This window comes from Sphingomonas changbaiensis NBRC 104936 (assembly GCF_000974765.1).
Taxonomy (GTDB): domain Bacteria; phylum Pseudomonadota; class Alphaproteobacteria; order Sphingomonadales; family Sphingomonadaceae; genus Sphingomonas_B; species Sphingomonas_B changbaiensis.
The window spans coordinates 58972-83833 of the sequence record NZ_BBWU01000001.1; the positions used below are offsets into that span (position 1 = coordinate 58972).

Annotated in this window: 26 protein-coding genes; 14 read left to right on the top strand and 12 right to left on the bottom strand. The window is 66.2% G+C overall.

Going from position 1 to position 24862, the window contains the following annotated elements; all coding sequences use genetic code 11:
• Positions 1-3 precede the first annotated feature (3 nt).
• From SCH01S_RS15630 to pstB, 11 genes are all read left to right on the top strand, one after another.
• Positions 4-1287 (top strand): OmpW/AlkL family protein, encoded by a 1284-nt coding sequence (locus SCH01S_RS15630; RefSeq protein ID WP_052733683.1) that lies wholly within the window; start codon positions 4-6, stop codon positions 1285-1287.
• A gap of 22 nt (positions 1288-1309) precedes the next feature.
• Positions 1310-1585 carry a PilZ domain-containing protein gene (locus tag SCH01S_RS00255; RefSeq protein WP_046346748.1) on the top strand — a complete coding sequence of 92 codons (276 nt, stop codon included), beginning with the start codon at positions 1310-1312 and terminating at the stop codon, positions 1583-1585.
• Between the two features lie 66 nt (positions 1586-1651).
• A complete protein-coding gene (locus SCH01S_RS00260; RefSeq protein ID WP_046346856.1) occupies positions 1652-2764 on the top strand; it encodes a DUF47 family protein in 1113 nt (370 codons plus the stop codon).
• Positions 2765-2768: 4 nt separating this feature from the next.
• Entirely contained in the window at positions 2769-3767 is a 999-nt protein-coding gene (locus tag SCH01S_RS00265; protein WP_046346749.1) for an inorganic phosphate transporter, read from the top strand.
• A 135-nt stretch (positions 3768-3902) separates the two neighbouring features.
• On the top strand, positions 3903-5753 hold the full coding sequence (locus tag SCH01S_RS00270) for a TOL_0244 family TonB-dependent receptor (RefSeq protein WP_046346750.1): 1851 nt from the start codon (positions 3903-3905) through the stop codon (positions 5751-5753).
• On the top strand, positions 5750-6277 hold the full coding sequence (locus SCH01S_RS00275) for a YfiR family protein (protein ID WP_046346751.1): 528 nt from the start codon (positions 5750-5752) through the stop codon (positions 6275-6277). The genes SCH01S_RS00270 and SCH01S_RS00275 overlap by 4 nt, the downstream gene beginning before the upstream one ends.
• Entirely contained in the window at positions 6274-8013 is a 1740-nt protein-coding gene (locus SCH01S_RS00280) for an ATP-binding protein (protein ID WP_157032745.1), read from the top strand. Before SCH01S_RS00275 ends, SCH01S_RS00280 begins: the two co-directional genes overlap by 4 nt.
• Before the next feature lie 66 nt (positions 8014-8079).
• Entirely contained in the window at positions 8080-9135 is a 1056-nt protein-coding gene (gene pstS / locus SCH01S_RS00285; protein WP_046346752.1) for a phosphate ABC transporter substrate-binding protein PstS, read from the top strand.
• A gap of 234 nt (positions 9136-9369) precedes the next feature.
• Positions 9370-10317, top strand: coding sequence for a phosphate ABC transporter permease subunit PstC (pstC, locus tag SCH01S_RS00290; RefSeq protein ID WP_052733685.1), 948 nt, complete (start codon positions 9370-9372; stop codon positions 10315-10317).
• Position 10318: 1 nt separating this feature from the next.
• Positions 10319-11161 carry a phosphate ABC transporter permease PstA gene (gene pstA, locus SCH01S_RS00295; RefSeq protein WP_046346754.1) on the top strand — a complete coding sequence of 281 codons (843 nt, stop codon included), beginning with the start codon at positions 10319-10321 and terminating at the stop codon, positions 11159-11161.
• Complete coding sequence (gene pstB / locus SCH01S_RS00300; RefSeq protein ID WP_046346755.1) at positions 11158-11970, top strand: phosphate ABC transporter ATP-binding protein PstB; 813 nt, start codon at positions 11158-11160, stop codon at positions 11968-11970. Before pstA ends, pstB begins: the two co-directional genes overlap by 4 nt.
• 7 nt (positions 11971-11977) lie before the next feature.
• Here the strand turns inward: pstB and SCH01S_RS00305 are convergent, their stop codons facing one another.
• The 7 genes from SCH01S_RS00305 to SCH01S_RS16270 form a co-directional block, all read right to left on the bottom strand.
• Complete coding sequence (locus SCH01S_RS00305) at positions 11978-12316, bottom strand: YciI family protein (RefSeq protein WP_046346756.1); 339 nt, start codon at positions 12314-12316, stop codon at positions 11978-11980.
• A gap of 16 nt (positions 12317-12332) precedes the next feature.
• A complete protein-coding gene (locus tag SCH01S_RS00310) occupies positions 12333-12731 on the bottom strand; it encodes a DoxX family protein (protein ID WP_046346757.1) in 399 nt (132 codons plus the stop codon).
• A 64-nt stretch (positions 12732-12795) separates the two neighbouring features.
• Positions 12796-13527, bottom strand: a complete 732-nt coding sequence (locus tag SCH01S_RS16690; RefSeq protein WP_046346758.1) for a proteasome-type protease — start codon at positions 13525-13527, stop codon at positions 12796-12798.
• A gap of 13 nt (positions 13528-13540) precedes the next feature.
• On the bottom strand, positions 13541-14353 hold the full coding sequence (locus SCH01S_RS00320; RefSeq protein WP_046346759.1) for a transglutaminase family protein: 813 nt from the start codon (positions 14351-14353) through the stop codon (positions 13541-13543).
• Positions 14353-15402 (bottom strand): alpha-E domain-containing protein, encoded by a 1050-nt coding sequence (locus tag SCH01S_RS00325; protein WP_369385507.1) that lies wholly within the window; start codon positions 15400-15402, stop codon positions 14353-14355. Before SCH01S_RS00325 ends, SCH01S_RS00320 begins: the two co-directional genes overlap by 1 nt.
• Before the next feature lie 3 nt (positions 15403-15405).
• The gene (locus tag SCH01S_RS00330; RefSeq protein WP_046346760.1) at positions 15406-16794 is read right to left on the bottom strand and encodes a circularly permuted type 2 ATP-grasp protein; all 1389 of its coding nucleotides are present in this window, start codon (positions 16792-16794) and stop codon (positions 15406-15408) included.
• A 138-nt stretch (positions 16795-16932) separates the two neighbouring features.
• On the bottom strand, positions 16933-17550 hold the full coding sequence (locus SCH01S_RS16270; protein WP_157032747.1) for a PEPxxWA-CTERM sorting domain-containing protein: 618 nt from the start codon (positions 17548-17550) through the stop codon (positions 16933-16935).
• 187 nt (positions 17551-17737) lie between these two features.
• Here SCH01S_RS16270 and SCH01S_RS00340 point away from each other — a divergent pair, with 187 nt between their 5' ends.
• Positions 17738-18739, top strand: a complete 1002-nt coding sequence (locus SCH01S_RS00340) for a threonine aldolase family protein (RefSeq protein ID WP_046346859.1) — start codon at positions 17738-17740, stop codon at positions 18737-18739.
• Positions 18740-18752: 13 nt separating this feature from the next.
• Positions 18753-19670: a DMT family transporter gene (locus SCH01S_RS00345; RefSeq protein ID WP_046346762.1), complete on the top strand. Its 918-nt coding sequence runs from the start codon at positions 18753-18755 to the stop codon at positions 19668-19670.
• On the opposite strand, the gene SCH01S_RS00350 is transcribed toward SCH01S_RS00345, so the two are convergent.
• Positions 19580-20401, bottom strand: coding sequence for a Rossmann-fold NAD(P)-binding domain-containing protein (locus tag SCH01S_RS00350; RefSeq protein ID WP_046346763.1), 822 nt, complete (start codon positions 20399-20401; stop codon positions 19580-19582). The genes SCH01S_RS00345 and SCH01S_RS00350 overlap by 91 nt on opposite strands.
• Positions 20398-21606 (bottom strand): M48 family metallopeptidase, encoded by a 1209-nt coding sequence (locus SCH01S_RS00355; RefSeq protein WP_046346764.1) that lies wholly within the window; start codon positions 21604-21606, stop codon positions 20398-20400. The genes SCH01S_RS00350 and SCH01S_RS00355 overlap by 4 nt, the downstream gene beginning before the upstream one ends.
• Positions 21607-21756: 150 nt before the next feature.
• Between SCH01S_RS00355 and SCH01S_RS00360 the strand changes: the two genes are divergently transcribed.
• Positions 21757-22614: a fatty acid desaturase gene (locus SCH01S_RS00360; RefSeq protein WP_046346765.1), complete on the top strand. Its 858-nt coding sequence runs from the start codon at positions 21757-21759 to the stop codon at positions 22612-22614.
• Here SCH01S_RS00360 and SCH01S_RS00365 read toward each other — a convergent pair.
• Genes SCH01S_RS00365 through SCH01S_RS00375 form a run of 3 tightly spaced genes read right to left on the bottom strand, consistent with a single transcriptional unit; the run spans position 22611 to position 24807 of the window.
• A complete protein-coding gene (locus tag SCH01S_RS00365) occupies positions 22611-23096 on the bottom strand; it encodes a pyridoxamine 5'-phosphate oxidase family protein (RefSeq protein WP_046346766.1) in 486 nt (161 codons plus the stop codon). The genes SCH01S_RS00360 and SCH01S_RS00365 overlap by 4 nt on opposite strands.
• Before the next feature lie 60 nt (positions 23097-23156).
• Entirely contained in the window at positions 23157-24335 is a 1179-nt protein-coding gene (locus SCH01S_RS00370; protein ID WP_046346767.1) for an acetyl-CoA C-acyltransferase, read from the bottom strand.
• A gap of 13 nt (positions 24336-24348) precedes the next feature.
• Positions 24349-24807: a MaoC family dehydratase gene (locus SCH01S_RS00375; RefSeq protein WP_046346768.1), complete on the bottom strand. Its 459-nt coding sequence runs from the start codon at positions 24805-24807 to the stop codon at positions 24349-24351.
• Between the last annotated feature and the right edge of the window lie 55 nt (positions 24808-24862).

The following is a 24862-nucleotide window of genomic DNA, read 5'->3' on the forward strand; positions in this document are numbered from 1 at the left end:
CAAATGAAGTACCGGGTCGTCACGCTGGCCGGAATCGGGCTGGCCGGTCTGATCGCATCGGCGCCAGCCCTTGCGCAGGAGCAGGGCGACGCATTCGTGCGCGTCGGTGCCGCGCGCACCAAGCTGGTCGACAAAGGTGTGATCAAGGAGAACGGCGTCGTCGACCCTGAAGCGGCCTATACGACGCGCGAAACCTATCACGGTGTCCTGACCGGCGGCTATTACATCCTCGACCGCATTGCGCTCGAGGCATCGATCTCCACCCCGGCGACGACCAACAACATTCCGGCCGGCTCGCTCGCCGGCACGCCCAATCTGGGTGACGACGAGTTCACGATGGTGACGGTCGGCGCCAGCCTGCATCCGATCAAGGGCCCGATCTCGCCCTATATCGGCGGCGGCTTTGTGCGGCACTTCACGACGCAGGAGCGCGACGCGCTCGCCGTCGGCCTCAATGTTCCCAATGCGAGCGGCCCCTATATCCAGGGCGGCGTCGATGTCGCGATCTCGAACCGCTGGGGCGTGTTCGCCGAGGTTCGCAAGGCCTTTTATCACACCAATGCCAGCGGCAAGCTTCCGCTGGACGCGACCTTTACCCGGTTCGCGCAGGTGGACGCCAAGGCAGAGCTCGATCCGCTGACGATCCAGCTCGGCCTTGCCGCGCACTTCGGCCGCGGCGCCGATGGCGGTTCGAACCCGCCGATCGCGACCGATGAGACCAAATGGGTCGTGAAAGTCGGGCTGACCAACCTCAGCCTTGCCGACAAGGTGGACCTGTCGGTCGGCGGCGCGCCGTATCCCGGTGCCGGCCTGTCGACCTTCGAGCATCATACGGTGTCGGTGCAGATCGGCCGTTTTCTGACACCCAACATCGCCGTCAACGCGACGCTGGGCTTCCCGCCGTCGATCAACGTGTTCGGCGCCGGGTCGATCGGCGCGCTGCCGAAGCTCGGTGACGTCACCTATGGCCCGACGATGCTGACGCTCCAGTATCACCCGACCCGCAGCGGCCGCATCCGTCCCTATATCGGCGCCGGCATCAGCTACATGATCGTGTTCGACACCAACGACGGCGCGTTCCAGAAGCTGAAGGTGGACAACGACCTGGGCCCGGCGTTCGAAGCGGGCACGGACTTCATGGTCAACGATCGCCTCGCGATCTTTGCCGACGTGAAGAAGGCGCTGCTCCGCCCCAAGGCGTTCGGGACCTACCAGGGCCTGCCGGTCGAAGGAAAGACCCGGCTTGACCCCTGGGCGTTTTCCGGCGGCGTTTCCTTCCACTTCTGATCGATCCTACCGGAGAACCGCAATGCCGGCCGCCAAAGTCGCCAGCTACGTCCGCAGGCAGCCCCGTTGGGAATGCGATGTCGAAGTCGTCGTGGAAGACGATTGCGGTCGCGAACTGATGGGGCGGGTCGCCAATATGTCGGACGGCGGCTTCATGGCCGAATGCGAGGAAAAGGTTCGCCTCGGCTCGATCGTCGAGGTCCGTGTTCCGGGCCGCGGACGATTGCGCGCGGAAGTCCGCTGGGTGCTGGGCTGGCGCTTCGGCGCAATGATCCTGTCGGAGACGCCCGAAGGCTGAACACGGCCGATTGAACGCCGTCACTAAACCGTCATATTGCGCCTTCCGGACTATCGGAGGCGCCAAATTCAACAAGTCGCAGCCCTTCCTTATCGCATCACACCCGGCGGGTCGGCCGAAGTCCTGCTGATCACTTCGCGCGACACCCAGCGCTGGGTGGTGCCCAAGGGCAATCTGATGCGCGGCTACTCCGCGCACGAGGCGGCCGCGATCGAGGCTTATGAGGAAGCGGGCGTGCGCGGCATTCCGTGCCCGACCGCGCTGGGCGTGTTCATCTACTGGAAGACGCGGCGCGCCCGGCTGGCGAAGCAGGTTTCGGCGACCTTGTACCCGCTGTCGGTGGTCGAGCAGCTCGAGGATTGGCCGGAGCGCGAGCAGCGGACGACGCGCTGGTTCGGCCTTGCCGAAGCCGCCGCCGCTGTGGACGAACCCGAGCTCAAGCGACTCATTGCTGGATTTCGCGCGCCACCTGCGCCATCGGGCCTCGCAAGCCGGGTGCTGCCGGCGCTGCAAACACGGGTGAGGAGGCGCCTTCCGGTGCTGGGCTGGTTCCACAAACTGATGCCGTCGCAGGGGCGGTTCTTCGAATTGTTCGATGCGCACGCGCAGACTTTGGTTGGCGGCGCTGACGCTCTAGCGCGGCTGCTGCATGGCGAGGGCGCCATTCCGGAGCTGATCGAAGAGATCGTCCGGCGCGAGCATGAGGCCGACGACATCACCCGCGACGTGCTGCAGGACGTGCGCCGCGTGTTCGTCACGCCGTTCGACCGCAGCGCGATCACCGACCTGATCGGCGTGATGGACGACGCGATCGACCAGATGAACCAGACCGCCAACGTGATCGGCCTTTATGGCGTCACGACGTTCGAGCCGCAGATGCGCGATATGGCCGGGATCATCGTCGAGGCGGCGCGGATTGTTGCCGAGGCCGTGCCGCTGCTGCGCTCTCTCGGGCAGAATGCCGGGCGGCTGCACGAGCTGACCGGCCGGCTGATCCAGATCGAGGGGCATGCCGACCATATCCACGACCAGGGGCTGAAGGCGCTGTTCAAGGCCTGCAAGACCGACCCGATGGCGTTCATCGTCTGCAAGGAAATCTATTCCCACCTGGAACGGATCGTCGACAAATTCGAGGACGTGGCGAACGAGATCCAGGGTCTCGTGATCGATCACGCCTGAACCGATGACCTTGTCCTTTCCGCTGCTGGTCGCGCTGATCGGGGTCGCGCTGGCGTTCGACTTCCTGAACGGGCTGCACGATGCCGCGAACTCGATCGCGACGGTCGTGTCGACGCGCGTGCTGAAGCCCCACTACGCAGTGGTCTGGGCGGCGTTCTTCAACTTCATCGCCTTCCTGGTCTTCGGCCTCCATGTCGCGAACACGGTGGGGAAGGGGATCGTCGATGCGAACGTCATCGACGCGGCCGTGATCTTCGCCGCGCTGACCGGCGCGATCGTCTGGAACCTGCTCACCTGGCTGCTCGGCATTCCGTCGAGCAGCAGCCATGCGCTGATCGGCGGACTGATCGGCGCCGGTCTGGCCAAGACCGGGCTGAGCGCGATCGTCTGGTCGGGCGTGATCAAGACGGTGTCGGCGATCTTCATCTCGCCCGCCGTCGGCCTGATCCTCGCGCTGTTGCTCGTGCTGACGGTCGCCTGGACCAGCATCCGGCTGACGCCGATGGCCGTCGATCGCCGCTACCGCAGGCTCCAGCTTTTCTCCGCGGCGCTCTATTCGCTGGGCCATGGCGGCAACGATGCCCAGAAGACGATGGGGATCATCGCCGTGCTGCTCTATTCGCAGGGGCTGCTGGGCGGCGAGTTCAGCGTGCCGCTGTGGGTGGTGCTCTCGTGCCAGGCGGCAATGGCGCTGGGCACCCTGCTCGGCGGCTGGCGCATCGTCCACACGATGGGTTCCAAGATCACCCGATTGACCCCGGCGCAGGGCTTCTGCGCGGAAACCGGCGGCGCGATCACGCTGTTCCTCGCGACGATCGGCGGCATTCCCGTCTCGACCACGCACACCATCACCGGCGCGATCGTCGGCGTCGGCGCGTCCCGGCGGCTGTCGGCCGTGCGGTGGAACGTCGCCGGCAACATCGTCATCGCATGGTTCGTGACCCTGCCGTGCGCCGGGCTGATCGCGGCCGTGACCTATTGGCTGGTCCGGCTCGCGACATGAACAGAGGAACGCGTTTGTTCCCGCTGCGTTACGATTTCGGATGGGGGTTCGTTCAGCCTACATTCCGGTAAGTTAGTGCTTGACGCATGCCGCGGCTGCTTCAATGGGCTGGGCAGGAAAAGGGGAGCATTACCATTGGCTTGGCCCATTTTGGCCGGAATCGGGCTGGTCGCGGCAGCGGCCGTCCCTGCAGAGCAGCTCCAAGATCTCTCGATCGAGGAACTGAGCAACATCAAGGTCACCTCGGCCGGCAAGCGCGAAGAGCCGCTGAGCCAGGCGCCGGCATCGCTGTTCGTGATCACGAACCAGGACATCGTGCGTCAGGGCGCGACGTCGCTGCCCGAGGTGCTGCGGCTCGCGCCGAACCTCGATGTGCAGCGCGTCGACGCGCGCCAATACGCGGTCACCGCGCGGGGCTTCCAGGGCTATGAAACCGCGAACAAGCTGCTGGTCCAGATCGACGGGCGCAGCATCTATTCGACGCTGGCCGACAGCGTTTACTGGGACCTTTTCGACACCCCGCTGGAAGATATCGACCGCATCGAGGTGATCAGCGGCCCGGGCGGAACCCTCTATGGCGCCAATGCCGTCAACGGCGTGATCAACATCACGACCAAGGATGCGCGCGACACGATCGGCGTTCTGGCGCGCGGAACGGCGGGCAATCTCGAGCAGACGGGGCTGCTCCGCTATGGCGCGCCGATCGGCGCGGACGGCGCGATCCGCGTCTACGCCGAGGGCTGGAACCGGCAGGGCTTTCCGTCATCGGGCAAGCGCGTCATCGACGACGGCGGCACCGGCTGGCAGACCGGATTCCGCGGAGATTTCGGCAGCGGTGCCGATCAGTTCACGCTGCAGGGCGACCTTTTCAAGCATTATTACGACAGCGGCGCTGATCAGGGCGACGACGGCCAGAACATCCTTGGCCGCTGGACACATACCCATAGCGACGGCGCGCAGACCCAGGTCCAGGGCTATTACACGCGCTTCGCGCGGCAGTTCACTCTGGTGTTCGACCGGTTGGCAACGACCGACATTTCGGTCCAGCACAACCGTACCGAAGGCCGGCATTCGATCGTCGTCGGCGGCGGCGCGCGGATGACGCGCGACAAGTTCGTCAACAATCTGAATATCTTCCAGCTGGTCCCGCAGTCCAAGACCTTGTGGATCTACAATGCTTTTGCGCAGGACCGGATCGATCTGGGCGGCGGCGTCGCCGTTACCGGCGGGCTGAAGCTCGAAAAGACGACCTTCACCGGCGTCGAGTTGCTGCCGAGCGTGCGGCTCGCCTGGCAGCCAAGCCCCGATCACCTGCTTTACGCATCGGCCGCCCGTGCGGTGCGCGAGCCTTCGCGCATCGATCGCGACCTGACCGCGGTCGGCATCCTCGATGGCAGCACGTTCTCGGCGGAAAGGCTGACCGCGCTGGAGATCGGCTATCGCGGGCAGCCGGCCCGCAATGTGTCGCTGTCCGTCGCCGCCTTTTACAACCTTTATGACGATCTGCGCTCGACAAAGCCGACGCCGGTGACGGTTGTCCCGTTCCGACTCGCCAATGGGATCAAGGGCCACACCTTCGGGGTCGAAGCCTGGGGCAGCGCGCAAGTCACCGATTGGTGGCGGCTGAGCGCCGGCATCTCGACGCTCGACAAGAGCTTCCATCTGAAGCCGGGCGAGATCGACGCGCAGAACTTCATCTCGCTGGGCAACGATCCGGACTATCACGTCCAGGTCGGCTCGCGGTTCGATTTCACGCCGACGCTGGGGCTCGACGTTCAGGTGCGCCATTATGCCAGCCGGCCCAACCCGAAGGTGCCGGCCTATACCGATGCCGACGCGCGGCTCGGCTGGCGTGTCGCGCCCGCGGTCGAGCTGTACGTCGCCGGCAACAATCTCTTCCACGACAAGCGGCCGGAGAGCGAGGACGTCAGTCGTGGCCAGCTCATTCCTCGCATCGTGTATGTGGGGGCGCGGTTCGGCCTTTGAGCCGGCGCTTCGCCTTGTGGCTGCTGCCGATCGCGCTGCTGGCGCCTGCGCTGGCGCGCGCCCAGGGCGCGAGCGAAACGGCGGTCGAGGCGGCCTTTCTGGCGAAGTTCGGGGCCTATGTGACCTGGCCGGGCGGCGGTGGTCCGATCGTCATCTGCGCGGTCGGCAGGGATGTGCTCGGCGACGCGCTCGACCGTGCCACGGCCGGCCAGCAGATCGACGGACGCGGCCTCGTCGTCCGCAAGCTGGATAGCGTCGACCGTAATTCCGGCTGCACCATCGCCTATATCGCCGGCTCGCCGCGCCAATCGGTGTCGGCGGCGCTTGCGGCGCTTCGTTCCGCCCCCGTCTTGACTGTGACCGACAGCCGGTGGAGCAGTGCGCGGGGCATGATCCATTTCCAGATCGCGAACGACCGGGTTCGCTTCCACATCGATGACAAGGCAGCGGCTGAAAGCGGGCTCGGCATTTCGTCCAAGCTGCTCGCTTTGGCATTGTCGGTGCGGCCGAGGAGCGGGCGTTGATCGAGCGCTCGCAGCGCGTCCCGCAGTTCGCGGCGGCATTGATGGCGGTTTTCCTGCTGCTGCTCGGCGTGATCGTGGTGACGCAAGCCGATCGGGTCTACCGCAGCGAACAGGCGCAGCGCGCCGATATCCGCGCCCAGGTGCTCGCCGCGAGCGTGACCGCGGCGGTCGATTTCAGCGATCTCGAGGCTGCGCGCGAAGCGATCGCGCCGTTCCGGGTCGATCCCGCGACGCGCGTCATTGCGATCTACGATCAGAGCGGACGGCTGCTGACCGGCTACGGCCTGCACGGCGAAAAGCTGTCGCCGCGGCTGCCGGGCACAGCCGTGCCCTCGACGATGTCGCGGGGCGTGGCACCGGTCGTAAGTGGCGGCAAGCGCATCGGCACCATCTACCTGCTGACCGACATCGAACCGTTGTCGAGGCGACTTTCGCGATACGCGCTGATCAGTGTCCTCGCGGTGATGGCGGCCCTGATCGTGTTGATCCTGGGCGTGGCCCAGGCGGCGTTGCGCCGTGCGAACGCCGAGCTGCAGGACACGAATGCCGAGCTGATCCAGCAGATGGCGCAGCGCGAGAAGGCGGAAAATGAGCTGCGCCAGGTCCAGAAGATGGAATCGATCGGCCAGCTGACCGGCGGCATCGCGCACGATTTCAACAACATGCTCGCGATCGTCATCGGCAGCCTCGACATCGCCGAGCGCCGCTTCGCCAGCAACCCGGAGCGGGCGCGCACGGCGATCGCCCATGCGCTCGAAGGCGCCAACCGCGCCGCGAGCCTGACCAAGCGGCTGCTCGCCTTTGCCCGGCGTTCGCCGCTCCAGCCGCAGCCGATCGACCCGAACCAGATGGTCTCGAATATGTCCGAGCTGCTGCGCCGGACTTTGGGCGAAGGGATCAGCATCCAGACGGTGCTGGCGGGCGGGCTGTGGCGTACCCATGCCGATCCCGGCCAGCTCGAGAACGCCATCCTCAACCTTTGCGTCAACGCGCGCGACGCGATGGAGGGGAATGGGCGGCTGACGATCGAGACGCTGAACGCGCACCTGGACGACGATTACGCCGCCCGCCACATCGGCGTCGCCGCCGGCCAATATTCGGCGATCGTGATCAGCGACAACGGCCCCGGCATGCCGGCGGACGTCATCGAACGCGCGTTCGAGCCCTTTTTCACGACCAAGAGCGTCGGCAAGGGCACCGGTCTGGGCCTCGCCCAGGTCTATGGCTTTGTCCGCCAGTCGGGCGGCCACGTGCGCATCTATTCGGAAGTGGGCCAGGGCACCGCGGTCAAGATCTATCTGCCGCGCTATTTCGGCCCGGCCGAAGTGGCGGCGGCCGCCGAGGCGCCGGCGGAGCTGCCGCGCGGGCGTCCGGGCGAGCTGATCCTCGTCGTCGAGGACGAGGACCAGGTCCGCCGCATGTCGGTCGATGCGCTGCAGGAACTCGGCTACGACGTGCTTGAGGCGCCGGGCGGCGAGGACGCGCTCGCGCTGGTGCAGACGCGGCCCGATATCCGGCTGCTGTTCACCGACGTGGTAATGCCCGACATCAACGGCCGCCAGCTCGCCGACAAGGCGCGCACGCTGCGGCCGGAGTTGCCGGTGCTCTATACGACCGGCTACACGCGCAACGCGGTCGTGCATAACGGCGTTGTCGACAGCGACGTGTTCTTCATTCCCAAGCCGTTCACGGTCGAGCAGCTGGCCCGCAAGATGCGCGCGGTGCTCGACGCCTGAAACTGTCACACCAGAGTCACATGATCGTCATACGGGCGGGCTTCCTCTTCTAACAGGGAAGCTTCGATGATCAGGTTTTTGGGCCTTGCCGCGGCGACGGCGATGTTGGCGAGCTGTGGGGGCTCGGGCGGGACGAACGGCGGCGCGACCACGATTTCGGGCGCCGGCGCGACCTTTCCGGCCTCGATCTACCAGAAATGGTCGGAAGGCTATCGCCAGGCGACCAAGGTTGGCCTCAATTACCAGGCGATCGGTTCGGGCGGCGGCATCAAGCAGATCAAGGCCGGCACCGTCGATTTCGGCGCCAGCGACAAGCCGCTGAAGCCCGGCGAGCTGCAAAAGGCGGGGCTTTATCAGTTCCCGACCGTGATCGGCGGCGTGGTGCCCGTGCTGAATGTCGAGGGGCTGAAGCCGGGCCAGCTGAAGCTGACCGGCGCGCTGCTCGCCGACATCTATCTGGGTAAGGTCAAAAGCTGGAACGACCCGGCGATCGTCTCGATCAACCCGGGCGTGCCGCTGCCGGCCAAGCCCATCACCGTCGTCCATCGCTCGGACGGGTCGGGCACCACCTTCCTGTTCACGACCTATCTGTCGGGCCAGAGCCCGGAATGGGCGCAGAAGGCGGGCGCGAGCGACTCGATCGCCTGGCCGACGGGCCTTGCCGGCAAGGGCAATGACGGCGTCGCCGCCTTCGTGAAGCAGACGGCCGGGTCGATCGGCTATGTCGAATACGCCTATGCCAAGCAGAACGGCGCGAGCTACGCCCAGATGCAGAACAAGGCGGGCAGCTTCGTTGCACCGGACGCGGCAAGCTTCGCCGCGGCGGCGGAAGGCGCGGATTGGGCGAAGGCGCCGGGCAATTACCTGCTGCTGCTCGACCAGCCGGGCGCGAATGCGTGGCCGATCACCGGCGCGACCTTCATCCTGCTCCACAAGCAGCAGCAGGACCCGAAGACGGTGCAGGCTGTGCTGAAATTCTTCGACTGGGCCTATGCCAATGGCGACGCTGCGGCCGCCAAGCTCGACTATGTGCCGCTGCCCGCATCGGTAAAGGACCTAGTGCGCAAGCAATGGGCGAGCGAGATCACCGCAGGCCGCAAGCCGGTCTGGCCGGTGAAGTAGGAGACCACCTCTCCCATAGGGAGAGGTCGACTCGGGCGGCACGCCCGAGCGGGTGAGGGGATCGGCAGCTGGGCACCCGGCTCCGTGCCCCCTCACCCCGCTCGCGCCGGAGGCGCGAGTCGCCCTCTCCCTTTGGGAGAGGGACCGGGAGTCACACGACTGTCACAATCCGGGCCTAGCGCCCGGATCATGTGCGGTTGTCTCGCGCGAACGCCTGCAAGAACGGGGATTTGAGTGGCCACACGTGCGGACAGCGCCGTGACGCGCCCCGCGGCGCGCTGGGACGAATATCTGTTCCGCGCCGCCTGCTTCAGCGCCGCAACGTTGCTGATGGCGGCGCTCGCCGGCGTCGTGGTCTCGCTCGCGATCGGCGGCTGGCCGGCGTTCAAGGCGTTCGGCTGGCGCTTCTTCATCACCGCCGAATGGAACCCGGTGACCGACCTGTACGGCGCCGCCGGGCCGATCGTCGGCACGCTCGTGACGGGATTCCTGGCGCTAGCGATGGCGCTGCCGCTGGCCCTCGGCGTCGCGATCTTCCTGACCGAATTCTGCCCGCGCCGGCTCGCCCAGCCGATCGCCGTGGCCGTCGAGCTGCTCGCCGGCATTCCATCGATCGTCTACGGCATGTGGGGCCTGTTCGTGTTCGCCCCCTGGTTCGCCGCGCACGTGCAGGCACCGCTCGCCGTGCACCTGACCGAGGGTTCCTGGGCGGCGCGCTTCTTCGGCGGTGTGCCGAACGGTGCCAACATCTTCACCGCGTCGGTGATCCTGGCGGTGATGATCCTGCCCTATATGGCCGCGGTGTTCCGGGAGCTGTTCCTGTCGGTCCCCGCACAGGTGCGCGAGGCCGCGTTCGGGCTTGGCAGCACGTCGTTCGAAGCGGTGTCGAAAGTGATCGTCCCCTATGTCCGGCGCGGCGTCGTCGGCGTGGTGATGCTCGGTCTGGGCCGCGCGCTGGGCGAGACCATGGCGGTGACGTTCATCATCGGCAACGCGCACGGCCTGCCGCATTCGCTTTTCGACGCCGGCTCCACGATCGCGTCGACAATCGCGAACGAGTTCACCGAAGCGACCGGCGAGCTGCACACCGCCTCGCTGATCGCGTTGGGGCTGGTGCTGTTCATCATCACATTCGCGGTGCTGGCGATCGCGCGTGTGCTGCTAGCGAGCGAGCGGCACTGACATGAGCGCGCGCTCCGCCCGCCGCCGCATCACCAACGCCGTGTTCGTCGGCGCGACCGCGCTTGCGACGTTCGTCGCGCTGGCGGCCCTTCTGCTGATCCTCTGGTCGCTGGTCAGCAAGGGGGCGGGTGGCCTGTCGGGCACGATTTTCACCCAGGATCAGCCGGCGCCGGGCTCGCCAGGGGGTCTGCGCAACGCGATCGTCGGTTCGCTGATCATGTGCGGCCTGGGCATGGCGATCGCGCTGGTGGTCGGCATCCTCGCCGGCACCTGGCTCAGCGAATATGGCGGGCAGAGCCGCTACGCGCGGGCCGTCCGTTTCCTGAACGACGTGCTGTTGTCGGCGCCGTCGATCCTGATCGGCCTGTTCGTCTACGAGCTGATGGTGGCACCGTTCCACGGCTTTTCCGCCTATGCCGGCGCGGTGGCGCTTGCGTTCCTCGCGACTCCGGTGGTGGTGCGCACGACCGAGGACATCTTGACGTTGCAGCCCGGCGCGCTGCGAGAGGCCGGCATGGCGCTGGGTGCTTCCCGCGCGAAGGTGATCCGCACGATCATCTGGCGCGGCGCGCGCGCGGGGATCGTGACCGGCGGCCTGCTCGCCTTCGCGCGGATCAGCGGCGAGACGGCGCCGCTGCTCTTCACCTCGCTCGGCAACCAATATCTCAATCTCGATCTGTCGCAGCCGATGGCTGCGCTACCGACGACGATCTTCCAATTCGCGCTCAGCGCTTTCGACGATTGGCGGCAGCTGGCCTGGACCGGCGCGCTGCTGATCGCCGCTGCCGTGCTGATCATCAACATTGTCGGGCGGCTGCTCGCCCGGGAGGTTTCGCACAAATGAGCCTGGCCGATGCCGAACTGAACGAGGTGCCGCACCTCGAGCATCCGCCGCAGGACGCGCTGGCGCTGGAGACGCGCGGGCTCGATTTCTACTACGGCAAGACGCAGGCGCTGCACGGCGTCGATCTCGGCATCGCGCGCGGCAAGATCACCGCGCTGATCGGCCCGTCCGGCTGCGGCAAGTCGACGCTGCTGCGCGCGATGAACCGCATTTACGAGCTGTATCCGAACCAGCGCGCCGAGGGCGAAATCCTGCTGGACGGGGAGGACATTCTCAGCGGTCAGGTGAACGCGGCGGATCTGCGGGCGCGCGTGGGCATGGTGTTCCAGAAGCCGACGCCATTCCCGATGTCGATCTACGACAATGTCGCGTTCGGGGTGCGGCTGCACGGCAGCACGTCGAAGGCGGAGCTGGATGCGATCGTTGAACGCTCGCTCAGGCGTGCGGCGTTATGGGACGAAGTGGAGCACAAGCTAGGGAGTTCCGGGCTTGGCCTGTCCGGCGGGCAGCAGCAGCGGCTGTGCGTCGCGCGCGGCATTGCGGTCGAACCCGAAATCCTTCTCCTCGACGAACCCGCCTCCGCGCTCGACCCGGTCTCGACCGCGAAGCTGGAAGACACGCTGCTCCAGCTGAAGAAGGATTTCACGATCGTGATCGTGACCCACAATCTCCAGCAGGCCGCCCGCATCGCCGACTACACCGGCTTCATGTTCATGGGAAAACTGATCGAGTTCGCCCCGACCGCGTCGATCTTCTCGACGCCAAGGCTGGTGCGCACCCGCAACTATGTGACGGGGCGGTTCGGGTAAGCGGCGGCTAGCTGGCGGGATCGTACATGAACTCGCGGAGTTCCTGCGAACAACGGCAGGCCACCGCGATCTTCCTCGCCCACTGCACGGCATCCTCCCGCGTCGGCAACTCCAGCACCGTGAACCCACCCCTGAGCCGGCTGCCTGGATAAATTTCGGCGGACACCGATCCGTCGCCGGAAACCAGCACGGGATCGACTCCCTCGTTAATTCCGCCGCCGAACACGTAGACGCCGGCCTGCTTGGCTTCCTCGATGACCGCATGGGCATCGGCGGAAACGATCGGGAAATCTTCCTTGGTGAGCACCATGGCTTCGCTCGGGAAGGAGATGAGATATTTGGTCACCGGGGTGAGGTGTCCCTCAATCAATCGTCGAACGTCGGAACGGCAGTAGGGAACGAAGTTTGTCGTCGCGGAGCCAGAGGCCAGCCCACGCGGCCACACCGATCAGCAGATTCTCACCAACGTCCCAGAGACTCCCATTGACCCTGATGTGCACGAACGCTGCGCCCCCGAGAAATCCGGTAAGCAAGATGGCGCCGAGCACCGATGTCCGTGGAAGTGCATAGATAAGCGTGGAGAGAAGGCCGGCCATGCCGATCAGCAGGACGACGTTCGCTGGAATACCCAGTCCCGCGTTCGCCTTGACCGCCCAAGACGCCTGCTGGAGGTCCGGGAAGAGGTCGCGAAGCATGAAAAGGCTCACGGCAATGGTGATTGCCCATCCCGCCACAACTGAGGATTTGAATCGACTTTCCATCGGCACACCCCATTCGCGAATACAGTAACCGTTGCGCCTCATGGCGATTTTCGGCCTGTCGATCTCAATAGCTCGGCAGCGGCAGTTCCTCGGTCGCTTTGGCGAGCTTGGTGTGCCACTGGTGCGAAAGCTCCAGGAAATAATCGTCGGACTCTTCGATCCGGATGTTGATGCGGGCCTCGCCGGCATTTGCGTCGGCAACCATCAGGTCGATCGGCAGCCCGACCGCGAGGTTGGCGCGCATCGTCGCGTCGAAGCTGATCAGGCCGATCTTCAGCGCGTGGTTCATCGGCGTGTCGTAGTTCAGGGCACGGTCGAGGATCGGCTTGCCGTATTTCAGCTCGCCGATCTGCAGATACGGCGTGTCGGCCGCGCACTCGATGATGTTGCCGGCCGAATAGACGAGGAAAAGGCGCGACGGCTCGCCGTTGATCGAGCCGCCGACGATCAGGGTCGCATCGAAGTTGATCCCCGGCTGCGCCAGGTCCTGCATGCTGTCGCGCTCCGCCCGCAACGCGCGTCCGGCCGCATGGGCCGCGTCATAGATGGTGGTGAAGCTGTTCCAGGTCTCGAGCTTTTTCGTATCCGGGTTCAGCACGCCTTTCAACACGCGCTGCACCGCGCCTTGCGTTGTCGACAGGCTGCCGGCGGAGGCGACCGCGATCAGCCGCTTGCCGTCGTTCCCGTACAGCCGGAGCTTGCGATAGGTGGAGATGTTGTCGACGCCCGCGTTGGTGCGCGTGTCCGCCATCAGGATCAGGCCTTCGCGGATCAGCATCCCGATACAATAGGTCATCCCGCTTATCCCCTCAGTTCTGACCCTGCCGTGCCGCCTCGGCGGCCTGGACATGGACGTGCATCGTCTCCGTGCCGCCGCCCCGGCGGGCGCCGCGGACGGGCGCGGCGTCGAGATAATCGAGTCCGATGGCCACGCGCAAATAGGCATCGGTGGTGCAGATGCCGTTCGCCGGATCGAACGCGACCCAGCCGAGATCCGGCACCAGCGCCTCGGCCCAGGCGTGCGCGGCTTCCTGCGCCGGATCGCTGTCCCGCGCGAGGTGGCCGGAGACGTAGCGCGCGGGAATCTCGAGCGTCCGGGCGGCGGCGACGAAGATATGCGCGAAGTCCTGGCAGACGCCGCTCTTGCCGGCGAAAGCCTCGGCGGCGGGCGTGGCGGCGTCGGTTTCGGTCGTGTCGAAATCCATATGGTCGTGCACCGCGCGGTTGAGCGCGTGCAAGGTCGCGAGCACGTCCGCCGTGCGGCAGCCGCGCGCCATGTCGACGATCGCGGAGTCGGCGCGGCTGAGCTCGGTCGAGCGCAAATAGACCAGCGGCGGCAGGGTCTCGGGGCCGCGATAGACGCCGTCGGCCTCCGAAACATCCGCCTCACCGGACACAATGACGGTCAGGTGGGTGAGCGGCGCGTCGGCATAGAACATCGTCACCCTGTTGCCGAACGCATCGATCCCTTCGCGCATCAGCCCGTTCACGTCGGTGTCGACCCGCCAGTTCCGGATATATTGCGCATCATGGTCGCGCGGGGTCAGCCGCAGCGCCTGGACGACGTTCGCGGCCGGCAGCGTGTACGAATAGGTCGTGCAGTGATCGACGAGGATGCGCATCAGAACAGATATTGCTCCTGGATTGCGAAGCCGACGGCGTTGTTCTCGGCAATGAACTCGCCGATGAATTCGTGCAGGCCGGAGGCGAAGATGGCGGTCATGTCGCCTTGGGCGAGCCGGGCGGAGAGGGCGACGGCCTGGCGGTGCGCTGGCCCGCGCTTGCCCGTCGAGCGGGCGAGATTGTCGAGATAGCGGACCAGGTCGCTCGCGCAGGCGGAGAGCGAGCGCGGCATGCGGCGGTTGAGGATCAGCAGGTCGGCGACCAGCCACGGCTTGATGCTGTCCAGATAGACATGGCGATAGGCGGTCAGCGCCGAAACCGTCCGCAGGATCGTGGTCCACTGGAAATAGTCGAGGCTGCCGCCGACCGGCTCGTCGCGGGGCAGCAGCAGATGGTATTTGACGTCGAGCAGCCGCGCGGTGTTGTCGGCGCGTTCAAGCGCGGCGCCGAGGCGGAGGAACCAATAGGATTTCTCGCGCAGCATCGTGCGATGGGTGGCGCCGTCGAACAGCAGCGCGGAGCTCTTCACATGGTCGACAAGCCGGGTCAGGGCCGCCCGCGATTCCAGCGTCGTGCCGAAGCGCTGGATTTCGAGCCAGGCGGTGTTGATCGCTTCCCATACCTCGGAGGTCAGCGCAGTGCGCACGGCGCGGGCATTGTGGCGGGCGCGTTCGATGCAGCAGCGCATGGACGAAGGGTTGTCGGGATCGAGCGCGAGGAACGCGGTCGCGCTGCGCTCGGTCAGCTCGGCATGGCGTTCGGTATAGAGCGGCTCGATGCCCGCCGCGGCGAGCGCGCTGGTCCATGCGCCGACCGCGCCGCCATAGCTGGAGGGGAGGGCTGCCAAGCGCAGGGTCGCGTCGACCAGGCGCGAGATGAAGTCGGCGCGCTCCACATAGCGCCCGGTCCAGAACAAGTCGCCTGCGGTGCGGGAGAGCATTAGCCGCAGCCCGGCGAGGGCGCGCGCCCGCGCCCCGACCCGGGCAAGGCCGGCCGGCGGGCGCTGGCGCCCGACCGACGGCGCGGCTTCGCCGCGACGGCTACGCACCGCCTACCCATCCAGAACCCACGTATCCTTGGTGCCGCCGCCCTGGCTGGAATTCACCACCAGCGATCCTTCCTTGAGCGCGACCCGCGTCAGCCCGCCGGGCACGATCCGCACACCCTGAGCGCCGGTCAGCACGAACGGGCGGAGGTCGACATGGCGCGGCGCGATGCCTTGCTCGACCAGCGTCGGGCAGGTGGAGAGCGCCAGCGTCGGCTGGGCGACGAAGCCGTCCGGGTGCGCGCGGAGCTTGGCGGCGAACTCCGCGATCTGGCCTTTGCTCGCATGCGGCCCGATCAGCATGCCGTAGCCGCCCGAGCCGTCCACCTGCTTCACCACCAGCTCGGGCAGGTGCTCGAGCACATAGGCGAGCGCCTCGGGTTCGCGGCAGCGCCAGGTCGGCACATTCTCCAGGATCGCGTCCTCGCCCGAATAGAAGCGGACGATGTCCGGCATGTAGCTGTAGACGGCCTTGTCGTCGGCGATGCCGGTGCCGACCGCGTTGGCGATCGTCAGGTTGCCGGTCGCAAAGGCGCTCATCAGCGCCGGCACGCCCAGCGCCGAATCGGGGCGGAAGACGAGCGGGTCGAGGAAAGCGTCGTCGACGCGGCGATACAGCACGTCGATCCGCTGCGGCCCGTCGGTCGTGCGCATATAGAGCACGTCGCCTTGGACGAGCAGGTCGCTTCCCTCAACCAGCTCCACGCCCATTTTGTCGGCCAGGAAACTGTGTTCGTAATAGGCCGAGTTGTGAAAGCCGGGGGTCAGCACGGCCACGGTCGGCTCGCCGCGGCAGCGAGGCGGGGCGACCGATTGCAAGGTGCTGAGCAGCAGCTCGGGATAGGTCTCGACCGGGGCGATGCGGTGGCGATCGGTCAGTTCCGGCAGAAGCCGCAGCATGACCTCGCGATTCTCGAGCATGTAGGAAACGCCCGAAGGCGTCCGCGCATTGTCTTCGAGAACGGAGAACTTATCGGGCCCGGTGCGGACGATGTCGATGCCGGCGACGTGTGTGTAGATGCCGTGCGGCGGCGTGCGGCCGATGGCGGGAAGGCAGAATTGCGGGTTCCGGAGCACCAGCTCTTCAGGGATGATCCCGGCCTTGATGATCTCTCGCGGCCCATAAACGTCCCGCAGGAAGGCATTCAGCGCGTTCACCCGCTGGACCAGCCCGCGCTCCAGCCCGGCCCATTCTTCGGCCGATAAAATGCGGGGGATGATATCGAACGGGATCAGCCGCTCGTCGGCCTGCGCATCGCCATAGACCGCGAACGTGATCCCGATCCGCCGGAAGAACAGCTCGGCCTGGGCGCGACGGGTCTGGAGATAGCTGTCCGGCGTTTCGTCGAGCCAGGCGCTGAGCGCGGCATAGGCCTGCCGCGGCTCCTTGCCCATTTCGTCGAACGCCTGGGCTCTCACCCCCCTCGTCCCCCTTCGGGCAGAGCTTGAGCGGCATCAGGTCGGATCGCAAGCGCAAAAGTAAACGCCGCCGCCCGGACAGGGCAGCGGCGCAACCTCACCCCTTTCGGTGAATCAGGCAGTCACCCGAAGGACGCGCTTGCGCCGGCGCATGGAGAGCCCCATCACGCCGAAGCCGCCGAGCATCATCGCCCAGGTTGCAGGCTCCGGAACCGCCGCGGGGAACGGGACCGTGACCTGTCCGAGCGTGTAGACCGCGGTGTTGGAACCGCCGGGCACGCCATCCGGGTTGTTCTTGGTCGACCGGGTAAAGAATGCGTCCTGGCTCATTCCGCCATAAATGGAGCGTGCGCCCAGGCCGTCGAAGTCGAACGGCGAAAACGGACCGCCAGTATTGCGGAAATCCGGTCCCACATAAGTGAAGACCAGGTTTGTGAGCGTCGGATTGTCATCGAACCCCGGCGTCACAAGTCCCGACGGCGAAACCAATTCTGTCGTCGCAACAAGATCGGCGCTCGGCGTGAAGATCGATCCGGGGATATAGCCCAGGAAGTCGTAGATGATCAGCCGATCACCGCTCCGAACGCCTTCATCCGGCCCCAATGTGCCCTGATAGGTGAAAGTGAAATCGTGCGAGCCGTTCGTGGTAATGTTTTCCAGCGTCAGGACTGTCGCACTGGCCGGACCGGTCAACGATACGGCCGCTACTGCAGCCAAAAGCCACTTCTTCATACGCGAGGCTCCCTTTCTTGCGGCCCTGTTAGCGGCATCCCTGTCGGACCTTCGCTACGCATACAGAACGGATCAGTACCGTTCCGGTTCATTTCTCATTCACTGTTTTTTCACCAACTTATGATGAGATTTTTTGACGTGGTTGCAGACCGTTGACCCCGGCGCCGAAGCTCTCCAAGGCGCGAGCATGCGGTTCTTTTCCGACAACGCCGCCGCGGCGCATCCCGCGGTGCTGGAGGCCCTCGGCGCCGCCAACACGCTCGACACCGCCTATGACGGCGATGTCTGGTCGAAGCGGCTGGACGGCGCCTTTTCCGAGCTGTTTGAGCGGGAGGTGCGGGCGCTCTGGATCGCGACCGGGACAGCGGCCAACTCGCTGGCGCTTGCGTCGCTGTGCCCGCCGTTCGGCGGCATCGTCTGCCACAGCGAGGCGCACATCAATGTCGACGAATGCGGCGCGCCGGAATTCTTCACCCACGGCGCCAAGCTGCTGCTGGCCGATGGCGAAGGCGCGAAGCTGTCGCCCGAGGCGGTCGAAGAGGTGTGCGCCGGAATCCGCAACGATGTGCATCAGGTTCAGCCCCGCGCGCTGTCGATCACCAACGCCACCGAATATGGCCGGGTCTACACGCCGGACGAGGTGGCAGCGCTGGGCGATGTCGCCAAGCGCCGCGGGCTCGGCTTCCACATGGACGGCGCACGCTTCGCCAACGCGGTCGCCCATCTCGATTGCTCGCCGGCCGATCTGACCTGGCGCGGCGGCGTCGACGCGCTGAGCTTCGGCTTCGTCAAGAATGGCGGCATGAGCGCCGAGGCGCTGGTCTTCTTCCGGCCGGAGCTGGTGGACGCGACGCTCTACCGCCGCAAGCGCGCGGGGCAGCTCTTTTCCAAGGGCCGTTTTCTCGCCGCGCAGATCCTCGCGATGCTCAAGAATGACTTGTGGCTCGACAATGCGCGCGCGGCCAATCGCGGCGCGGCGATGCTGGGCCAGGCAGCGGGCTCGCGCCTGGTTCATCCGGTCGAGGCGAACGAGGTCTTTCTGCGCGTGACCGCGGACGAGGCGGCGAAGCTCCGCGGGCTGGGCTTCGATTTCTATGATTGGGGGCCGGGCGAAGCGCGGCTGGTGATCAGCTGGGATCAGGACGAAGCGGCGATCCGGCCGCTCGCCGACGCCATCGCCGCGCTGTGAGCAAAGCCGAGCGATGAGCGAGGCTCCGCTGCCCGGGCGCGTGCGCGCGCACGTGCTGGTGCCGTTCATCATCATCACCATGATCTGGGGATCGACGTGGCTGGTGATCCGCGACCAGCTGGGCGTCGTGCCGCCGAGCTGGTCGGTCACCTACCGCTTTCTGACCGCCTTCGCCGCAATGATCGTCTATGCGCTCGTCACCCGCACGCCGCTGCGCATCGCACGAGGCGACTGGCCGCTGGTGCTGCTGGTCGGGGTGGCGCAGTTCGTGCTGAACTTCAACCTGGTCTATCGTGCCGAAGGCTATATCGCGTCGGGGCTGGTCGCCGTCGTGTTTGCGCTGCTGTTGGTCCCCAATGCCGTGCTGGCCCGCATCTTCCTGAAGCAGGGTCTGTCGCGGCCGTTCCTGTACGGATCGCTGGTCGCCCTGTTCGGCATCGCCCTGCTGTTCGCGCACGAGCTGAAGCTCGACGGCGCCGATAATGGCGCGGTGTTCAGGGGCATCGGCCTGACATTGCTGGCGGTCATGTGCGCGTCGGTCGCCAATGTCGTGCAGGGAACGGAGCGGGCGCGCAGCCTGCCGGTCGCCACCCTGGTCGCCTGGAGCATGGCGATCGGCGCTCTCGCCGATGGCGCGATAGCCTGGGTGACGACGGGGCCGCCGGTCTTCGATCCGCGGCCGGGCTACATCGCCGGCGTGCTGTACCTTGGCCTTGCCGCCTCGGCGGTCTCGTTCCTGCTCTACTACCGCATCATTCGTGAAATCGGGGCGGCGCGCGCGGCCTATTCGAGCGTGCTGATCCCGATCCTGGCGATGGGCTTTTCGACCGCGTTCGAGGGCTATCGCTGGTCGGTGACGGCGGCGCTCGGCGGCGCGCTGACGCTTGCGGGGCTGGTCGTCGCGCTCAGCGCCCGCAAGCCTTCGCGATAGGACGGATAGAGCGGCCGCCAGCCGAGCAGCCGCTTCGCGCGACCATTCGCGATACGCCGGTTCTCGGCATAGAAGCCGCGCGCGGCCGGGGGCAGGCTGTCCAGCGGCACGACCGGCGGCAGCGGTGCGCCGAGCAGCCGCGCGGCATAGGCGGTGACTTCATCCTGGGGCGCCGGCTCGTCATCGGCGATGTTGTAGGCGCCGGGCGGCGCGTCGAAAGCGGCGATCACCGCCGCCACGATATCGTCGACATGAATGCGGCTGAACACCTGGCCGGGACGGTCGACACGGTACGCGGCTCCACTCGCGACGCGGTTGAGCGGCGACCGGCCGGGACCGTAAATGCCGGGCAGGCGGAACACATGCGCGCCGAGGCTGAGCCAGTCGCGATCGGCCGCCGCTCGGGCGCTGCGCCGGCCGAGCCCGACAGGCGCACTCTCGTCCACCCACGCGCCGCCGGTATCGCCATACACGCCGGTCGACGACAGATGGCCGATCCAGCGCGGTGCGCGGACGAGGGCCGGACGACAACGGCGGAGTACAGGGTCGCCGGCGTCCTCGTCGGGCGGCACAGTCGAAAGAATGTGCGTCGCCCGCACAGCCTCCTCGAAAAGAGGGACAGTCCCTATTTTTTCGCGGCCGATCCGCGCCACTGTCCAGCCGCGCGCTTCGACCGCGGCCGCCAGTCGCTCGCCGGTATAGCCGGGGCCGAAGAGGAGCAGCCGGCTCAACGCGTCTCGTTCAGCTGTCTCGCCTTCCACTCCATCGCCCGCCGCACCCGGTTCTCGCCCGAGGGGTGGTCGAAGAAGATGAATTCCTCGACCGGGCCGGGCGAGATCTTGCGGTATTCGCTGAGCTTCATCGATACCGCCGCGAAGCCGTCCGGCTCGCGCGCGGCATTCAGGCCGAAGGCGTCGGCTTCCGCTTCGTCGGTGCGCACGATTGTGTTCAGCACCGGCGTCATCAGCAGGAACAGCACCGACGCAATCGCCATCAGCAACGGCAGCGATGCCGGATCGGCGACCTCCCTCACGCCCCAGCGCGAACCATAGCGCGCAAGCAGGCGCGGCGCGCTCCACCAGAGCAGCAGGAACAGGACCAGGAACACGGCCGTGAATGCGATCAGATTGCGCCAGACATGGCCGAGCACATAATGGCCCATCTCGTGCCCCATCACCGCCTTCACCTCGGCCGGCGAAGTGCGGTTCAGCAGGTTGTCATTGAGGCTGATGCGGATCGTCGGCCCCAGGCCCGAAACGTTCGCGGAAATGCGCTTGGTCTGCTTCGACGCGTCGAAGACGTAGACGTTGTCGGCGGGGATATGATTGGCATGGGCCATGCCCAGGATCTGGTCCCTGAGCGGTCCCGCCGCCATTGGCTTATAGGTGTTGAACAGCGGCGCGATGAACACCGGCGCGATCACCGCGCCGACCATGATGAAAGCCGAGACGATCAAGGTCGCCCATAGCCACCACCGCCGCGGACTGCGCCGGATCACCGCGAAGATCGCCATCAGCACCAGCGGAAAGACGATCAGCTGGATCAGCAATCCTTTCAGCTGATCGCCGCCCCATTGCGCGAGATTCTGGTTCGACAGCCCGTATTGATGCTCGCGAATGAAATCGGTGTAGATCGACCAGGGCAGCGTCAGCAACGCCGTGACCAGCACGAACGGGAGTGCGTAGAGCGCCGGCCGCAGCCAGCGCCGCTGCGTCACGCGCCCGGCCCAACCGCTCCACTTCGCCGACCAGCCGAAGCGCAACTCGGCCCAAGAGATCAGCACCGTCACGACGGCGCCCCAGAGCAGCAGCCAGTAACCGCCTTCGAAATAGGCGTCCGACTTGGCGCGCGCCGCGCCGTTCAGCGTGGCGAGATAGGCGCGGGTCGCCGCCTCCGGATCGAACGTCGCGGCGGCCGCGAGAGCAGTCAGGATCATGTTAATGCCCCCTGCCGGGGAAGCTGGCCCGGATTCAATCCGTTGTCGAGCAAAGATCATATCCGATGTTACCGAATCGGAGGGGTTTTGCGGGTTGCCGCAACGCTTCGTTAACCAGCAAGGGTTAGTCCCCCCGCCGGGGGAACGGCGATGCTGTTGAATGCAGTCGAAGGTGAAACGGCGCGCGCTTTGTCGCCCGCGATCGCCTGGCCGACCCTGCTGATGCTGACGATATTGGCGCCGCTGCATGGGGCGATGCTGTGGCTGGGGCTGTCGGGGATGGTCTCGCCCTGGCTGCTGACCCTGCCGCTCGGCGTCTCCGCCTATCTTCACTACACGCCGGCGCACGAGGCGATTCATCGCAACATCGTGCGCTCGCGCCGCTTCGATCCGGTCAACCGGCTGATCGGCTGGTGGGCGGGGCTGCTGAGCGGCATGACCTGGCCGCTGCTGCTTCGCACCCATCTCGCCCATCATGCGCACACCAACAGCGAGCGCGATCCGGACGCGTTCGTGCATGGTTCGCTCGGGCGGTTGTTCGTGATGGCTGCGCTGTCCGTCTGGACCAATCTCGTGCCCGTGCCGCTCTGGAGGCTGGTCTATGGCCGGGACACGCCGAATCTCGGCTATCTCGACGCGTGGAAAGTAATGCGCGCGCGTGAATGGCGGACCCATCAGGCGGCGCACGGCCTGATGTGCATCGGCGTGTGGGCCGCGGTCGCGCTCGGCTATGGCGTGCAGGTTTTCGTGCTCTATGTCGTCCCGGCCACGATCGGACGCCTGCTGATGGGCATTTTCCTCAGCTGGCTGCCGCACCGGCCCTTCGTGGCCGGTGACCGTTATCGCTCGACAGCGCTCCGCCGCAGCCGCTGGCTGGCGGTCGCAAGCATCGGCCACAGCATGCACCTGGTCCACCATTTGTGGCCGCGGGTGCCCTTCTACCGCTATCGCACGCTCTACCGCGAGCTGGCGCCGGTGCTGTACGACCGGGGCGTGCGGGCGCGCTAAAGCGCGACTTCGGCGACCTTGTCTCTGTAATCCTTCTTCGGATCGGCGCCGAGCAGGGTCTTGATGCCCGCGAACATGCTGTTCTCGTTCAGCCAGATCTGCGCGAAGGTCGGATCGAACCGGATCAGCTGGAGGTTCGGATCATCCTTGCCGCCCTCATACCAGGCCGCGGCGAAGGGGCTCCAGAGCTGGTCGAGGATGTCGCGATCGTTGTCCTCTTCCAGCCGCCCGTCCACGGTGGCGAATAGGTCGTGGCCTTTCGACGCGAACGTCATGATCCCGCGATCGCTGTGCTGACGCATCGCTTGGACCAGATTGTTGTCCCTGGTCGTGAAGAACCAGAGATAGCTTTTTCCGTGCAGCATCTGAGCCGTCATCGGCTGGCTCCGGCCATGCTCGACGCCTTCGATCCCGAGCATGACGGTCATGTCGGACTTGATGCCCTTCCAGAACTTCTCGGTAATTTCGGCTTCGCTGGGCATGGGCTGCTTCCTCGAACGGTCCGGACTCGAACCGACGAGGGAGCAGCCCTGTTCCCGTTTTCAGAGTACCTCGAACAGCCCGGCCGCACCCATGCCGCCGCCAACGCACATCGTCACGACGACATATTTCGCGCCGCGCCGCTTGCCCTCGATCAGCGCATGGCCGGTCATGCGGGCGCCCGACATACCATAGGGATGGCCGATCGAGATCGCGCCGCCGTCGACGTTCAGCAGCTCGTTGGGAATGCCGAGCTTGTCGCGGCAGTAGAGGACCTGGACGGCAAAGGCCTCGTTCAGCTCCCACAGGCCGATATCGTCCATCTTCAGGCCGAACCGGTCGAGCAGCTTCGGGATCGCGAACACGGGGCCGATGCCCATTTCGTCGGGCTCGGTGCCGGCGACGGCCATGCCGACATAGCGGCCGAGCGGATTGAGCCCGCGCTTTTCCGCGAGCTTCGCTTCCATCAATACCGAGGCCGAGGAGCCGTCCGACAGCTGGGAGGCGTTGCCGGCCGTGATGTTGAGGTCCGGCCCCAGCACCGGCTGCAGCGACTTCAGGCCTTCGAGCGTCGTTTCCGGGCGGTTGCCCTCGTCTTTCGCCAGCGTCACTTCCTTGTAGGAGACTTCCTTGGTCTCCTTGTTGACCACGGCCATCGTGGCCGTGACGGGCACGATCTCGTCGTCGAACCGGCCGGCGGCCTGGGCGGCGGCGGTGCGCTGCTGCGATTGAAGCGCATATTCGTCCTGCGCGTCGCGGCTGATGCCATAGCGCTTGGCGACGACCTCGGCCGTCTGCAGCATCGGCATGTGAATGTCCTTGTGCATCGCGACCAGTTCGGGATCGGGCGCGACGCGCATCTGCGGCGTCTGGACCAGGCTGATGCTCTCGACCCCGCCGCCGATCGCCACGTCCATCCGGTCGACGGTGATTTCCTTGGCGGCGGTCGCGATCGCCATCAGGCCGGACGCGCACTGGCGGTCCACCGACATGCCGGAGACGGTGACGGGAAGCCCGGCGCGAAGCAGTGCCTGGCGAGCGATGTTGCCGGCCTGGTGCCCCTGCTGCAGCGCCGCGCCGAACACCACGTCCTGCACTTCGGCGGGATCGATGCCGGCGCGCTCGACCGCGGCACGGATCGAATGGGCGGCCAGGCTCTGGCTCGGCAGGTTGTTGAACGCCCCGCGATAGGCGCGGCCGATCGGCGTGCGGGCAGTGGAAACAATGACAGCGTCGCGCATGGATTTCACTCCGTTAAATGAAGAATTGGCCGATCCACTCACAGATCAGGGCAGGCTTGTCCTCGCCCTCGATCTCGACGGTGACTTCGCTGGTCTGCTGGCACTGGCCCGGGCGCTTTTCCTCGAACTCCAGCAGCTTGAAATGGCCGCGCACGCGCTTGCCGGCGCGGACGGGGGCAAGGAAGCGCAGGCGGTTGCTGCCGTAATTCACGCCCATCTTGATGCCGCCGACCCGCGGCATGTCGGTCTTTTGATTGAGCAACGGCAGCAGCGAGAGCGTCAGGAAGCCGTGCGCGATGGTGCCGCCGAAGGGCGTCAGCTTCGCCTTTTCCTGGTCGACATGGATGAACTGGTGATCGCCGGTCGCGTCCGCGAATTTGTCGATCATCGCCTGGTCGACCGTCACCCAATCGGACGTGCCGAGCTGCTGGCCGACAAGGCCGCGATATTCGTCGATGGTGACTGTCGCCATGCTCTTCCTTCACCCCGCAATCTAGCGCATAGGCGCCGCTCATTCCCTGAAATCA

What these genes read in the sequence shown, in the direction of transcription:
- SCH01S_RS15630 (WP_052733683.1), top strand. Translation starts at nt 4, where the DNA reads ATGAAGTACCGGGTCGTCACGCTGGCCGGAATCGGGCTGGCCGGTCTG.
- SCH01S_RS00255 (WP_046346748.1), top strand. Translation starts at nt 1,310, where the DNA reads ATGCCGGCCGCCAAAGTCGCCAGCTACGTCCGCAGGCAGCCCCGTTGG.
- SCH01S_RS00265 (WP_046346749.1), top strand. Translation starts at nt 2,769, where the DNA reads ATGACCTTGTCCTTTCCGCTGCTGGTCGCGCTGATCGGGGTCGCGCTG.
- pstS (WP_046346752.1), top strand. Translation starts at nt 8,080, where the DNA reads ATGATCAGGTTTTTGGGCCTTGCCGCGGCGACGGCGATGTTGGCGAGC.
- pstA (WP_046346754.1), top strand. Translation starts at nt 10,319, where the DNA reads ATGAGCGCGCGCTCCGCCCGCCGCCGCATCACCAACGCCGTGTTCGTC.
- pstB (WP_046346755.1), top strand. Translation starts at nt 11,158, where the DNA reads ATGAGCCTGGCCGATGCCGAACTGAACGAGGTGCCGCACCTCGAGCAT.
- SCH01S_RS00310 (WP_046346757.1), bottom strand. Translation starts at nt 12,731, where the DNA reads ATGGAAAGTCGATTCAAATCCTCAGTTGTGGCGGGATGGGCAATCACC.
- SCH01S_RS16690 (WP_046346758.1), bottom strand. Translation starts at nt 13,527, where the DNA reads ATGACCTATTGTATCGGGATGCTGATCCGCGAAGGCCTGATCCTGATG.
- SCH01S_RS00320 (WP_046346759.1), bottom strand. Translation starts at nt 14,353, where the DNA reads ATGCGCATCCTCGTCGATCACTGCACGACCTATTCGTACACGCTGCCG.
- SCH01S_RS00330 (WP_046346760.1), bottom strand. Translation starts at nt 16,794, where the DNA reads ATGGGCAAGGAGCCGCGGCAGGCCTATGCCGCGCTCAGCGCCTGGCTC.
- SCH01S_RS16270 (WP_157032747.1), bottom strand. Translation starts at nt 17,550, where the DNA reads ATGAAGAAGTGGCTTTTGGCTGCAGTAGCGGCCGTATCGTTGACCGGT.
- SCH01S_RS00340 (WP_046346859.1), top strand. Translation starts at nt 17,738, where the DNA reads ATGCGGTTCTTTTCCGACAACGCCGCCGCGGCGCATCCCGCGGTGCTG.
- SCH01S_RS00345 (WP_046346762.1), top strand. Translation starts at nt 18,753, where the DNA reads ATGAGCGAGGCTCCGCTGCCCGGGCGCGTGCGCGCGCACGTGCTGGTG.
- SCH01S_RS00355 (WP_046346764.1), bottom strand. Translation starts at nt 21,606, where the DNA reads ATGATCCTGACTGCTCTCGCGGCCGCCGCGACGTTCGATCCGGAGGCG.
- SCH01S_RS00360 (WP_046346765.1), top strand. Translation starts at nt 21,757, where the DNA reads ATGCTGTTGAATGCAGTCGAAGGTGAAACGGCGCGCGCTTTGTCGCCC.
- SCH01S_RS00365 (WP_046346766.1), bottom strand. Translation starts at nt 23,096, where the DNA reads ATGCCCAGCGAAGCCGAAATTACCGAGAAGTTCTGGAAGGGCATCAAG.
- SCH01S_RS00370 (WP_046346767.1), bottom strand. Translation starts at nt 24,335, where the DNA reads ATGCGCGACGCTGTCATTGTTTCCACTGCCCGCACGCCGATCGGCCGC.
- SCH01S_RS00375 (WP_046346768.1), bottom strand. Translation starts at nt 24,807, where the DNA reads ATGGCGACAGTCACCATCGACGAATATCGCGGCCTTGTCGGCCAGCAG.